Annotated in this window: 2 protein-coding genes; one reads left to right on the plus strand and one right to left on the minus strand. The window is 67.9% G+C overall.

Features of this window, described 5'->3' with window-relative positions:
- Nucleotides 1-661: 661 nt before the first annotated feature.
- The gene (locus tag CCOS865_RS17060; protein WP_119142924.1) at nt 662-1,192 is read right to left on the minus strand and encodes an RNA polymerase factor sigma-70; all 531 of its coding nucleotides are present in this window, start codon (nt 1,190-1,192) and stop codon (nt 662-664) included.
- Between the two features lie 318 nt (nt 1,193-1,510).
- Here CCOS865_RS17060 and CCOS865_RS17065 point away from each other — a divergent pair, with 318 nt between their 5' ends.
- On the plus strand, nt 1,511-14,464 hold the full coding sequence (locus tag CCOS865_RS17065) for a non-ribosomal peptide synthetase (protein WP_119142926.1): 12,954 nt from the start codon (nt 1,511-1,513) through the stop codon (nt 14,462-14,464).
- Nucleotides 14,465-14,707: the final 243 nt, after the last annotated feature.

Genomic DNA, 14,707 nt, shown 5'->3' on the forward strand with positions numbered 1-14,707 from the left:
GCCCGCAGCCCTTGCCGGCCTTCCTGGCCGTCACCTCGCTCCGCAAGACCGCCGTTCGGCCTCCTGAAGTCGCAGTAGATCAAGATCACAAGCCAGATCAACGGCAAGATCAAGAGCAAGGGCCTGGGCAACGGCTGGCGAATCGCTGCGCTCTCGCGGGTTTATAAGGGCGGTACAGCGCGTCAGCGCCAGAATGTGCATTGGCAGTTCCGGCCTCTTCGCGGGTAAACCCGCTCCCACAGGTTATCTGCTGACTGTAAGGCCACTGCGGTCCCTGTGGGAGCGGGTTTACCCGCGAAGAGGCCAGGCTATCCACCACCATTGCCACTATCGAAGATAACGCCAGCCCAGGCGCCACCCGTAACTTGGCGACCTCAGGAGGCCGAACGGAGGTCTTGCGGAGCGAGGTGACGGCCAGGAAGGCCGGCAAGGGCTGCGGGCCAGGAAGGCCCGTACAGCCCGGTCCACGCGGGAGCAAGACCGGAGTGAGGGAACCCGCAGCGCAGCGGAGGGCCGTATGTGGGAGCCAGCGGTTTTTGGTTACTTTTTTCCAAGAAAAAAAGTGACCCGCCGTAAGGGCGGAAGGGGCCAGAAGCGCCACTACATCGAACGGATATACACCCAACCAACACGCCAAAACTCCAAAGTTTCAGCGCAAACCTCACGCCAAGCGGTTAGCGTTCTTGCGGCAGTGAATCAACGCATCACGGATCATGAAATTGACCAAGGTCGGCGACACCCCCAGCTCCTTGGCGATGTCCTTCTGCGGCACCCCGTGCAAGCGATACATCTCGAAGGCATAACGTGTCCGCTGCGGCAGCTCGTTGAGCGCCTCGGCGATGTCCTCGAGCGTCGCCAGGTTGATGTGCGTGGCCTCCGGCGAAGCGTTCTGGATGACCACATTCATCCCTTCCTCTTCGCTGCCAGAGTACCTCAGCTCCATCGCCTGCTTGCGGTAATGGTCGATCGCCAGGTTACGCACGATCTGGAACAGGTAGCTCAACTGCGCCTTGAACGACGAGGTGATCTGCGGCGCGGCGCTGAGCCGGAAGAACGCATCCTGCACCACGTCCTCGGCGCGTGAGCGGCAGCCGGTGATCCGTGCGGCGATCTTCACGAGGATGTTGCGATTGTCGACGAACGCTTGGAGCAGTGGTGAATCGCACTTACTTGTGGATAGTTGTTCCGCCATGGAAATCACCTTGTCTCTGGGGGGGAGGCAGCACACCTGTTACGGGATGCTTCCAACGACGTGCGACAAACTATTCGCAATGATAATTATTGTCAAATGCGAAAACTAATCAGTCCCTAGTCGCATCGGTTCTAATGCCAGCCGTGTGAACCGGTTCACCTCACGCGCTACAAAGCCGCTGTGCCGCTGCCCGCCAGCGGGGCTTAATTTTCCGCCCGCCCATCCGTTCCTCTGTGTACATCCGGCTGCCGAACGTTGCCCACCGACCTTGCGTGGCGCCGCTCGGCGCGACTTACCCAGACACTGGCAGGAACACCCATGACGGACGCCTTCGAACTCCCGCACTCGCTGGTCCAGGCCCTGGCGCAACGCGCCGCGCAGACCCCGGAGCAGATCGCCCTGCGCTTTCTGGCCGACGATCCCCGCGAGCAGGCCGTGCTCAGCTACCGCGATCTCGACCTGCGCGCCCGCACCATCGCCAGCGCCTTGCAGGCGCGCGCCGACTTCGGTGACCGGGCAGTGCTGTTGTTTCCCAGCGGGGCAGACTACGTCGCGGCGTTTTTCGGCTGCCTGTATGCCGGGGTCATCGCCGTGCCGGCCTATCCGCCCGAGTCGTCGCGGCGCCATCACCAGGAGCGCCTGCTGTCGATCATCGACGACGCCCAGCCACGCCTGCTGCTGACCGTAGAAAGCCTGTGTGACAGCTTGCAGGGTCTCGACGGCCTGGCCGGACAGGGCGCGCCAGGGCTGCTCGCGGTCGACCGCCTGGACCCGGCGCTGGCCAGCGACTGGCGCGCGCCGCAGTTGGCCAGCGACAGCATCGCCTTTCTCCAGTACACCTCCGGCTCCACCGCACTGCCCAAGGGCGTGCAGGTCAGCCACGGCAACCTGGTGGCCAACGAACAGCTGATCCGCCACGGTTTCGGCATCGACCTGAACCCCGACGACGTGATCGTCAGCTGGCTGCCGCTGTACCACGACATGGGCCTGATCGGCGGGCTGCTGCAACCGATCTTCAGTGGTGTGCCCTGCGTGCTGATGTCACCGAGCTACTTCCTCGCCCGCCCGCAACGCTGGTTGCAGGCGATCAGCGATTACCGCGGGACCATCAGCGGTGGCCCGGACTTCGCCTACCGCCTGTGCAGCGAGCGGGTCAGCGAAGCGGCCCTGGCCGGGCTCGACCTGAGTGGCTGGCGTGTGGCCTATTCCGGCTCCGAGCCGATCCGCCAGGACAGCCTCGAGACCTTTGCCAACAAGTTCCAGGCGTGCGGGTTCGACCCGCGCAGCTACTTCGCCAGCTACGGCCTGGCCGAGGCCACCCTGTTCGTCAGCGGCAGCCGCCGGGGCCAGGGCATCGCCGCCCTGGAGATCGACGCCGAGGCGTTTGCCAACCACCGCGCCGAGCCCGGCAAGGGCAGCGTGCTGATGAGCTGTGGCTACGCGCAACCGGAGCACGCGGTGTGCATCGTCGAGCCGCAGCAACAGAGGGTGCTTGGTGACAATCAGGTGGGTGAGATCTGGGCGGCGGGCCCGAGCATCGCCCTGGGCTATTGGCGTAACCCTGAAGCCAGCGCGCGGACCTTTGTCGAGAGGGACGGCCAGACCTGGCTGCGCACCGGCGACCTGGGCTTCATCCGCGAGGGCGAGGTGTTCGTCACCGGGCGGCTCAAGGACATGCTCATCGTGCGCGGCCAGAACCTCTACCCGCAGGACCTGGAAAAGACCCTCGAGCGCGAGGTCGAGGTGCTGCGCAAAGGCCGAGTGGCGGTGTTCGCGGTCGACGATCAGGGCGAGGAGGGTATCGGCGTCGCGGTCGAGATCAGCCGCAACGTACAGAAGGCGCACACCTCCGAACAGCTGATCAAGACCCTGCGCCAAGTCATCGCCGACGCGTGCCGTCAGGCACCGGCAGTGGTCCTGCTGCTCAACCCGGGCGCCTTGCCCAAGACCTCCAGCGGCAAGCTGCAGCGCTCGGCCTGCCGCCTGCGCATGGGCGACGGCAGCCTGGACTGCTACGCCCGCTTCCCGTCAGCAGCAGCGGCCGCCGAGCCAGCGCTGGCCGGCGATGCACTGCAAGGCCGTATCGCCGCGATCTGGCGCGAGCTGCTCAAGGTCGAATCGGTGGCGCCCGACGATCACTTCCTGCTGCTCGGCGGCAACTCGATCGCCGCTACCCAGGCCACCGCGCGCCTGGCCGACGAGCTGGGCATCGAGCTGAACCTGCGGACCCTGTTCGAGGCCCCGGTACTGGCCGACTACAGCGCTGCCGTGGCCGCGCTCGTCGCCGCAGGCGGGCAGGCCAGCGCGGCTATCGACGCGTTGGGCCGTGGCCAGGCCTTGCCGCAGTCGCTGGCGCAGAACCGCCTGTGGCTGCTCTGGCAGTTGCAGCCGCAGTCGGCCGCCTACAACATCCCGGCCGGCCTGCACCTGCGCGGCGAGCTGGACGTGGCCGCGCTGGAAGACAGCTTCCAGGCTCTGGTGGCCCGACATGAGGCGCTGCGCACGCTGTTCAGCGAAGCCGATGGCCAGGCGCTGCAACGGGTGCTCCCGGAGCAGCGTTTCAGCCTGCGTCGCCTCGACCTCGAAGGCCTCGACAGCGACACCGTCACCGCCCGGCGCGAGGCCGAGGCGCAACAGCCGTTCGACCTGGTCGAGGGGCCGTTGCTGCGAGTGACCCTGGCCCGCCTGGACGACGAGGACCATCAGCTCTGGGTGACCCTGCACCACATCGTTGCCGACGGCTGGTCGCTGAACATCCTGCTCGGCGAATTCGCCAAGCTCTACGCCGCCCGCTGCCAAGGCCAGCAGGCCAGCCTGCCGGCACTGCCGCTGGGCTACGCCGACTACGGCGTCTGGCAGCGCCAATGGCTGGCCGACGGCGAGGCCGCGCGCCAGCTTGCCTACTGGCAGCAGCAGTTGGGCGATGAGCTGCCGGTGCTCGACCTGGGCACCGACCACCCACGCGCCAGCCAGCGCGACCACCGCGCGGCGCGGCTCAGTGTGAAACTGCCGAACGCCCTGGCCGACGCCGTCAGAGGCCTGGCCCGCGACCAGCAGGCCAGCCTGTTCATGGTCCTCCTGGCGGCCTGGCAGGGCCTGCTGCACCGCTATACCGGGCAAGCCGAGATCCGCGTCGGCGTGCCCAACGCCAACCGCCCGCGCCTGGAAACCCAGGGCATGCTTGGCTTCTTCATCAACACCCAGGTGCTGCGCGCCCAGTTCGACGGCCGCCAGCCGTTCGCCGCGCTCCTGGCCCAGGTGCGCCAGGCGACCTTGCAGGCCCAGGCGCATCAGGACCTGCCCTTCGAGCAACTGCTCGAAGCGCTGCCGCAGGGCCGTGAGCAGGGCCTGTTCCAGGTCATGTTCAACCACCAGCAACGCGACCTTTCGGCCCTGCGGCGGCTGCCTGGGCTGCTCGCCGAAGAGCTGCCGTGGCACAGCCGCGAGGCCAAGTTCGACCTGCAGCTGCACAGTGAAGAGGACCATCAGGGCCGCATCACCCTGGCCTTCGACTACGCCGCCGAGCTGTTCGAGGCGAGCACCGTCAAGCGCCTGGCCCAGCACCTGCTGGCCTTGCTCGAGCAGGTCAGTGCGCAACCGCAGCTCGCCCTGGGCGAGGTCCAGCTGCTCGATGAGCAAGCGCGTGCCCAGTTGCTGAGCTGGGGCCAGGCGCCCGCCCCAGCGGCGCAGCGCCTGCTGGTCGAGCAGCTCAACGAACAAGCCCGGCTGACCCCGCAGCGCACTGCCTTGGTGTGGCAGGGCGGCAGCCTCGACTACACAACCTTGCATCAGCAGGCCAACCGCCTGGCGCACTACCTGCGCGACAAGGGTGTCGGCCCCGACACCTGCGTGGCGATCGCCGTGGAGCGCTCGCCGCAGTTGCTGGTTGGCCTGCTGGCGATTCTCAAGGCTGGCGGCGCGTACGTGCCGCTCGACGTCGACTACCCCGCCGAGCGCCTGGCCTACATGCTCGGCGACTGCGGTGCGAGCCTGCTGCTGAGCCACAGCAGTCTGCTTGAGCGCCTGCCGCAGGTCAGCGGAGTGAGTGCCATCGCCCTCGACCAGCTGCACCTGGAGAGCTGGCCAAGCCATGCCCCGGGCCTGCACCTGGACGGCGACAACCTCGCCTACGTGATCTACACCTCCGGCTCCACCGGCCAGCCGAAAGGCGTGGGCAACACCCACGCAGCCCTGGCCGAGCGCCTGCAATGGATGCAGGCCACCTACGCGCTGAACGACAGCGACGTGCTGATGCAGAAAGCCCCGATCAGCTTCGACGTGTCGGTGTGGGAGTGCTTCTGGCCGCTGATCACGGGCTGCAAACTGGTACTCGCCGGCCCCGGCGAGCACCGTGACCCGCAGCGCATCGCCGAGCTGGTGCAGCAACACGGCGTGACCACGCTGCACTTCGTCCCGCCGTTGCTGCAGGTGTTCGTCCAGGAGCCGCTGGCTGCTGGTTGCACCAGCCTGCGCCGGTTGTTCTCGGGCGGCGAGGCGCTGTCGGCGGCCCTGCGCGACCGTGTCCTGCAACGGCTGCCGCAGGTGCAACTGCACAACCGCTATGGCCCGACCGAAACCGCCATCAACGTCACCCACTGGCACTGCCAGGCCGAGGACGGCGAGCGCTCGCCGATCGGTCGCCCACTGGGCAACGTGCTGTGCCGTGTACTGGATGACCAGCTGGAGCTCAGCGCCCCGGGTGTCGCCGGCGAACTGTGCCTCGGTGGCGCGGGCCTGGCACGGGGTTACCTGGGCCGGCCAGGGCTCACCGCCGAGCGCTTTGTGCCCCAGCCCGACGGCAACGGCGAGCGCCTCTACCGCAGTGGCGACCGTGCCCGCTGGCTGGTCCAGCACGGCGCCCTGGAGTACCTCGGACGCCTCGATCAGCAGGTCAAGGTGCGCGGTTTCCGGGTCGAGCCTGAGGAGGTCCAGGCCTGCCTGCTGGCCCAACCGGGTGTCGAACAGGCGTTGGTGTTGATCCATCAGGACGCCGTGGCCGCGCAATTGGTCGGTTACTACAGCGGCCTCGAGCAGACCGACGTGTTGCTGGCCGCCCTGGCCGAGCGCCTGCCGGCCTACATGGTGCCGGCGCAACTGATCCACCTTGCCCAGATGCCCCTGGGCCCGAGCGGTAAGGTCGAGCGCAAGGCGCTGCCGGCGCCGGTCTGGCAGCAGCGTGAACACGTCGAGCCGCACACCGCGCTGCAACGACAGGTGGCGGCGATCTGGCGTGAAGTGCTCAACCTGCCGCGGGTCGGCCTGCACGACGACTTCTTCGCCCTTGGCGGCCACTCGCTGCTGGCGACCCAGATCGTCTCGCGCACGCGCCAGGCACTGGATGTCGAACTGCCGCTCAAGGTGCTGTTCGATGCCAGCGAGCTGGCGGCGTTCTGCAGCGAGATCGCCAGCCTGCAAGCGCGTGGCGCGCGCAACCAGCAGGGTGAGATCGCCCGTGTCGACCGTCGCCAGGCGGTGCCGCTGTCGTACTCCCAGCAGCGCATGTGGTTCCTCTGGCAGATGGAGCCCGCCAGCCCGGCGTACAACGTTGGCGGCATGGCCCGCCTGCGCGGGACCTTGCATGTGGACGCGTTCGAGCGCGCCCTGCAGGCGCTGATCGTGCGCCACGAGACCCTGCGCACGACCTTCCCGAGCATCGATGGCGTGCCCTACCAGTGCGTGGCCGCAGACAGCCCGCTGCAGGTGCAGTGGCATGACTTCTCCAGCGTGCCGGGCGCAGACCGCGAGCAGCGCTTGCAAGCGCTGGCCGATGCCCAGGCGCACCAGCCGTTCGACCTCGAGCGCGGGCCGCTGCTGCGTGCCTGCCTGGTCAAGGCCGGCGAGCGCGAGCATTACTTCGTGCTGACCCTGCACCACATCGTCACCGAAGGCTGGGCGATGGACATCTTTGCCCGCGAACTGGGCGAGCTGTACGAGGCCTTCGTCGACGAGCGCGAGTCGCCGTTGGCGCCCTTGGCGGTGCAGTACCTGGACTACAGCGTGTGGCAGCGCCAGTGGCTCGAAGGCGGGGAAGGGCAGCGTCAGCTGGCCTACTGGAAAGCCCGTCTGGGCGATCAGCATCCGGTCCTCGAACTGCCCAGCGACCGCCCGCGGCCTGCGGTGCAAAGTCATCAGGGCGAGCTCTATCGCTTCGACCTGGCCCCGGCCCTGGCCGAACGCGTGCGCAGCTTCAACAGCGAGCGTGGCCTGACCCTGTTCATGACCATGACCGCCACCCTGGCGACCCTGCTGCACCGCTACAGCGGCCAGCGCGACCTGCGCATCGGCGCGCCGGTGGCCAACCGCATCCGCCCGGAAAGCGAAGGCCTGATCGGCGCCTTCCTCAATACCCAGGTGCTGCGCTGCGAGCTCGACGGGCAGATGAGCGCCGAGCAGTTGCTCGAGCAACTGCGTGAGCGCATCGTCGAAGGCCAGTCGCACCAGGACCTGCCGTTCGACCAACTGGTCGAAGCGCTGCAACCGCCGCGCAGCACCGCCTACAACCCGCTGTTCCAGGTGATGTGCAACGTCCAGCGCTGGGCCTTCCAGCAGAGCCGCGAGCTGGCCGGCATGCAGGTCGACTACCTGGTCAACGACGCCAGCGCGACCAAGTTCGACCTGTACCTCGAAGTCACCGACCTCGATGGCCGCCTGGGCTGCTGCCTGACCTACAGCCGCGACCTGTTCGACGCGCCGCGCATCGCGCGCATGGCCGAACACTGGCAGCAGTTGCTGATCGGCCTGCTCGACAATCCGCAACAGCGTCTGTGCGAACTGCCGATGCTCAGCGCAGCCGAGCAGCAGGTGCTGGTCGGCCAACTGCAGGGCGAGCACGACTTCGACCTGGGCCATACCCTGCACGGTCTGTTCGCGGCACAGGCCGCGCGCACCCCCGATGCGCGGGCGCTGACCTTTGCCGGTGCGCACCTGACTTACGCCGAACTGGACCAGCAGGCCAACCGCCTGGCGCGGGCCCTGCGCGAACGCGGGGTTGGCCCGCAAGTGCGCGTGGGCCTGGCGCTGGAGCGCTCGCTGGAGATGGTCGTCGGCTTGCTGGCGATCCTCAAGGCTGGCGGCGCCTACGTGCCGCTGGACCCGGAATACCCGCTCGACCGCCTGCACTACATGATCGAGGACAGCCGCATCGGCCTGCTGCTGGGCCAGCGAGCGCTGTTCGATACCCTCGGTGAGTTGCCGGCGGGCGTGGCGCGCTGGAGCCTGGAAGACGACGCCGGCTCGCTGGCTGCCTACAGCGACGCCGCACTCGACAACCTCAACCTGCCACAGCATCAGGCCTACCTGATCTACACCTCCGGCTCGACCGGCAAGCCCAAGGGCGTGGTGGTCAGCCACGGTGAAATCGGCATGCACTGCCAGGCGGTGATCGACGCCTTCGGCATGCGCAGCGATGACTGCGAGCTGCACTTCTACTCGATCAATTTCGACGCCGCCACCGAGCGTCTGCTGGTGCCGCTGCTGTGCGGTGCGCGGGTGGTATTGCGCGCCCAGGGGCAGTGGGGCGCCGAGGAGATCTGCCAACTGGTGCGCGAGCAGCAGGTGAGCATCCTCGGCTTCACCCCGAGCTACGGCAGCCAATTGGCGCAGTACCTGGCCAGCGTGGGCGAGCAGCTGCCGGTGCGCCTGGTGATCACCGGCGGCGAAGCGCTGACCGGCGAGCACCTGCAACGGATCCGCCAGGCGTTCGCCCCGCAGCAGTGCTTCAACGCCTACGGCCCGACCGAAACCGTGGTCATGCCGCTGGCCTGCCTGGCCCCCGAAACCCTGCCCGCAGACGCTGGCAGCGTACCGATCGGCCGCCTGATCGGAGCCCGCAGCGGGTATGTGCTCGACGAGGACCTGGCGCTGCTGCCGCAAGGCGGCATTGGCGAGCTGTACGTCGGTGGTGCGGGCCTGGCGCAGGGTTATCACGACCGCCCTGGGCTGTCCGCCGAGCGCTTTGTCGCCGACCCGTTCAGCCTTGACGGCGGTCGCCTGTACCGCACCGGCGACCTGGTCCGGCTGCGGGCCGATGGCCTGGTGGAATACGTCGGCCGCGCCGACCAGCAGGTGAAGATCCGCGGCTTCCGCATCGAACTGGGCGAGATCGAAAGCCGCCTGCAAGAGCAGCCCGAAGTCGACGAGGCGGTGGTGCTGGCGCTGGACCTGCCGGGTGGCAAGCAACTGGTCGGCTACCTGGTCTGTGCCCAGGCCAACGCCGATGCGCACACCCAGGCCAGCCTGCGCGAAGCGGTCAAAACGCACGCCCGCCGTCACCTGCCGGACTACATGGTACCGGCGCACCTGGTGCTGCTCGCGCAACTGCCGCTGATGGGCAACGGCAAGCTCGACCGCCGCGCCTTGCCGGCACCGGACCTGGAGCAGGCACAACAGCATTACCTGGCGCCGAGCAATGAACTCGAGGCGCAATTGGCGCAGGTCTGGCGCGACGTGCTCAACGTGGCCCGGGTCGGCGTGCAGGACAACTTCTTCGAACTGGGCGGCGACTCGATCCTGTCGATCCAGGTGGTCAGCCGCGCCCGCCAGCTGGGCCTGCAGTTCACCCCGCGTGACCTGTTCCAGCACCAGACCATCCAGGCCCTGGCCGGGGTTGTCAGCCGCAGCGCGGCGCCGAGCGACATCGACCAGGGCGTACGCCAGGGGCACACCGCGCTGACGCCGATCCAGCACTGGTTCTTCGACAGTGACGTGGTGGCGCCGCAGCACTGGAACCAGGCCGTGCTCCTCGAAGCGCGTCAGCCGTTGCAGGCTGAAACCCTGGAGCAGGCGCTGGCGGCTTTGCTCGAGCACCACGACAGCCTGCGCCTGCGCTTCACCCAGGTGAACGCGCGCTGGCAGGGCGAGTACGCCGCGCCGGTTGACCAGCCGCTAGTGCGCACCGCCAACGTGGTCAGCTTCGATGACTGCCAGGCGCTGTACACCGAGCTGCAACGCAGCCTCGACCTCGAGCAGGGGCCGCTGTTGCGTGCGCTGCTGGTCAGTGACCCGGCGGGCGCCCAGCGGCTGCTGCTGGCGATCCATCACCTGGTGGTCGATGGCGTGTCCTGGCGGGTGCTGCTCGAAGACCTGCAGGCGCTCTACCGGGGCGACACGCTGGCCGCCAAGACCCACGCCATGAGCGACTGGGCGGCACGCTTGGCGAGCTATGCCGGCAGCGATTCGCTGCGCGACGAGCGTGATTGGTGGCAAGGCCAGCTGGCCAGTGTCCGCCACGAACTGCCCTGCGATCACCCACAAGGCGGCAACCTCCATCGCCACGCCCAGACCCTGGCCATCGGCCTCGACGTCGATCAGACCCGCCAGTTGCTGCAACAGGCTCCGGCCGCTTATCACACCCAGGTCAATGACCTGCTGTTGACCGCCCTGGCGCGCACCCTGTGCCGCTGGAGTGGTGACGACGAGGTACTGGTGCAGCTCGAGGGCCACGGTCGCGAAGGGCTGTTCGAAGACATCGACCTGACCCGCAGCGTCGGCTGGTTCACCAATGCCTATCCGCTGGCCCTGAGCCCGCAGCCCGGTGACGACGACGCAGCTCGCGCCGGCTCGATCAAGCGCATCAAGGAGCAACTGCGCCAAGTGCCGCACAAGGGCATTGGCTACGGCGTGCTGCGCTACCTGGCCGATGAGGCGGGTCGCGAAGGCATGGCCGCGCTGCCGCAGGCGCGGATCACCTTCAACTACCTCGGCCAGTTCGACCAGCAGTTCGATGCCAATGCGCTGTTCCAGCCATTGGAGGCGCCGGCGGGCCTGGCCCATGACCTGGACGCGCCGCTGCCGAACTGGCTCAGCGTCGATGGCCAGGTGTACGGCGGCGCCTTGCAGCTGCGCTGGACCTTCAGCACCGAGCGCTACGACGAAGCGACCATCGCCACCCTGGCCGAGGCCTATCGCCAGGAGTTGCTGGCGCTGGTCGCGCACTGCCTGGTTGACGGCAACGGCAGCTTCACGCCGTCGGACTTCCCGCTGGCGCAGCTGGACCAGGCGCAGATCGACAGCCTGCCGGTCGCGGCCGCCGAGATCGAAGACGTCTACCCGATGACGCCGATGCAGGAGGGCATGCTGCTGCATACCCTGCTGGAGCCGGGCACCGGCATCTACTACATGCAGGACCGCTACCGGATCAACAGCGCGCTCGACCCGCAGCGCTTCGCCCAGGCCTGGCAGGCCGTGGTCGCCCGGCATGAGGCGCTGCGTGCCTCGTTCAGCTGGAGTGCCGGCGAAGCGATGCTGCAGATCATCCACAAGCCGGGCAACACGCCGGTCGACTACCAGGACTGGCGCGGCCTCGATGACGAGGCCCAGGAGCAGCGCCTGCAAGCCTTGCACAAGCAGGAACGCGAGGCGGGCTTCGCGCTGCTCAGCCAGGCGCCGTTCCACCTGCGCCTGGTGCGCGTGGCCGATGAGCGTTACTGGTTCATGATGAGCAACCACCACATCCTCATCGATGCCTGGTGCCGCTCGCTGCTGATGAACGACTTCTTCGAGCTCTACCAGGCCCTTGGCGAAGGCCGCCAGGCGCAGTTGCCGGTGCCGCCGCGCTACCGTGACTACATCGGCTGGCTGCAACGCCAGGACCTCGACGAAGCGCGCCAGTGGTGGCAGGCCAACCTGGCCGGCTTCGAGCGGGCCACGGCGATCCCCAGCGACCGGCCGTTGCGCCATGACCATGCCGGTGACGGCATGCTCGTCGGCGACTGCTACACCCGCCTCGAGGTACAGCAAGGGGCGCGTCTGCGCGAGCTGGCGCAAGCGCACCAGCTGACCATCAACACCTTTGCCCAGGCGGCCTGGGCGTTGGTCCTGGCGCGCTACAGCGGCGAACGCGACGTGGTCTTCGGCGTCACCGTGGCCGGGCGCCCGGTGAGCCTGCCGCAGATGCAGCGCACCGTCGGCCTGTTCATCAACAGTGTCGCCCTGCGCGTGCAACTGCCGGCTGCCGGCCAACCACAGAGCGTCCGTCAGTGGCTGCAAGGCCTGCTGGAGCGCAACATGGAGCTGCGCGAGTACGAGTACCTGCCGCTGGTAGCGATCCAGGAGCGCAGCGAGCTGCCCAAGGGCCAGGCGCTGTTCGACAGCCTGTTCGTGTTCGAGAACGCGCCGGTGGAAACCGCCGTGCTCGACCATGCCCAGCACCTCAACGCCAGCTCCGACTCGGGCCGGACCCACACCAACTTCCCGCTGACCGCAGTGTGCTACCCCGGCGATGACCTGGGCCTGCACCTGTCGTTCGACCAGCGCTACTTCGACTATTCGACCGTCGAGCGCCTGCTGGCCGAGTTCAAGCGCCTGCTGCTGGCGCTGGTCGAGGGCTTCGAGGGTGACGTCGATGCGCTGCCGTTGCTGGGCGCCGAAGAGCAGCGTTTCCTGCTCGACGACTGCAACCGCAGCGAGCACGCCTACAGCCTGGAACAGAGCTATGTGCAGCTGTTCGAAGCGCGGGTCGCGGCGCACCCCGAGCGCATCGTCGCGCGCTGCCAGGCGGCCAGTTTCGACTACGCCGGGCTGAACCTCGCGGCCAACCGCCTGGGCCATGCGCTGGTCGCGGCCGGGGTCAGCGTCGACCAGCCGGTGGCGCTGCTGGCCGAGCGTGGCCTGCCGCTGTTGGGCATGATCGTCGGCAGCTTCAAGGCCGGTGCCGGTTACCTGCCGCTGGACCCGGGCCTGCCGGCGGCGCGCCTGCAGCGCATCGTCGAGCTGAGCCGCACACCGGTGCTGGTGTGCAGCGCGGCCCACGCCGAACAGGCGCGGCAACTGCTCGACGAAGTGGCAGGCGTGGCACGGCCCAAGCTGCTGGTCTGGGAAGAGGTCCAGGGCAGCAATGTCGCCAGCCACGACCTTGGCATCCACAGCGGGCCGGACAACCTCGCCTATGTGATCTACACCTCCGGCTCCACCGGCTTGCCCAAAGGGGTGATGGTCGAGCAGCGCGGCATGCTCAACAACCAGCTGAGCAAGGTCCCGTACCTGGCACTGGATGAGCACGACGTGATCGCCCAGACCGCCTCGCAGAGTTTCGATATCTCGGTCTGGCAGTTCCTCGCCGCGCCGTTGTTCGGGGCCCGTGTGGAGATCGTGCCGAACGCCATCGCACACGACCCGCAAGGCTTGCTGGCGCATGTCGAGGCCACCGGCATCACCGTGCTGGAAAGCGTGCCGTCGCTGATCCAGGGCATGCTCGCCAGCGAGCACCAGGCCCTCGACGGCCTGCGCTGGATGCTGCCGACCGGTGAGGCGATGCCGCCTGAATTGGCTGCGCAGTGGCTGCAGCGTTACCCGGCGATCGGCCTGGTCAACGCCTATGGCCCGGCGGAGTGCTCGGATGACGTGGCGTTCTTCCGGGTCGACGCCGCCTCGACCGAGGGCAGTTACCTGCCGATCGGCACGCCGACCGACAACAACCGCCTGTACCTGCTTGGCGAAGACCAGCGCCTGGTGCCGCTGGGCGCCGTGGGCGAGCTGTGTGTCGCGGGCACTGGTGTCGGTCGCGGTTATGTGGGCGACCCGGTACGTACCGCACTGGCGTTCATACCCCACCCGTATGGCGCGCCGGGTGAGCGGCTGTACCGCAGCGGCGACCTGGCCCGGCGCCGGCCGGACGGCGTGCTCGAGTATGTCGGGCGCATCGACCACCAGGTGAAGATCCGCGGTTACCGCATCGAGCTGGGCGAGATCGAAGCGCGCCTGCATGAGCTGGCCGAGATCCGCGATGCTGCCGTGGGTGTGCAGGACGGCGCCAACGGCAAGCACCTGGTCGGCTACCTGGTCGCGCACCAGGGTGTCGACGGCGATGCCGGCGTGCTCGAGCAGGTCAAGCAGCGCCTGCGCGCTGACTTGCCCGAGTACATGGTGCCGTTGCACTGGGGCTGGTTCGCCAGCCTGCCGCTCAACGCCAACGGCAAGCTCGACCGCAAGGCGCTGCCGGCCATCGACATCGGTGGTCAGCACAGCCAGGCGTACCTGGCCCCGCGTGACGAGCTGGAAGAGACCCTGGCGGCGATCTGGGCCGATGTGCTCAAGGTCGAGCGGGTCGGGGTGCACGACAACTTCTTCGAGTTGGGTGGGCACTCGCTGCTGGCCACGCAGATCGCCTCGCGGGTGCAGAAGCAACTGCAGTTGAGCGTGCCGCTGCGGGCCATGTTCGAGTGCAGCACCGTGGAGGAGCTGGCGGTGTATGTGCAGGGGCTGCAGGGCAGTGTGCTGGACGACGACAAGGTCGATCGGCTGAGTGACCTGATGGCGGAGCTGGAGGGCTTCTGAGCGGCAAGGTACAGGGGCGCTTTGCGCCCCATCGCGGGCAAGCCCGCTCCTACAAGGACCGCGCCGTTGTTCAGGGCGGCGCGGTCCTTGTAGGAGCGGGCTTGCCCGCGATGAGGCCGGCCCGGCCAACACACAAATCCCATAAAAACCGCTAAATCCACGCCCCGCCAAAGCGTTTTCCAAACGATGCCACCCGCCACACATCCGCTTACAGGATCGTGGCGGGCCCACCCAATCGCTTGC

Origin of the sequence: Pseudomonas reidholzensis (genome assembly GCF_900536025.1) — a bacterium.
GTDB lineage: Bacteria > Pseudomonadota > Gammaproteobacteria > Pseudomonadales > Pseudomonadaceae > Aquipseudomonas > Aquipseudomonas reidholzensis.

What these genes read in the sequence shown, in the direction of transcription:
- CCOS865_RS17060 (WP_119142924.1), bottom strand. Translation starts at nt 1,192, where the DNA reads ATGGCGGAACAACTATCCACAAGTAAGTGCGATTCACCACTGCTCCAA.
- CCOS865_RS17065 (WP_119142926.1), top strand. Translation starts at nt 1,511, where the DNA reads ATGACGGACGCCTTCGAACTCCCGCACTCGCTGGTCCAGGCCCTGGCG.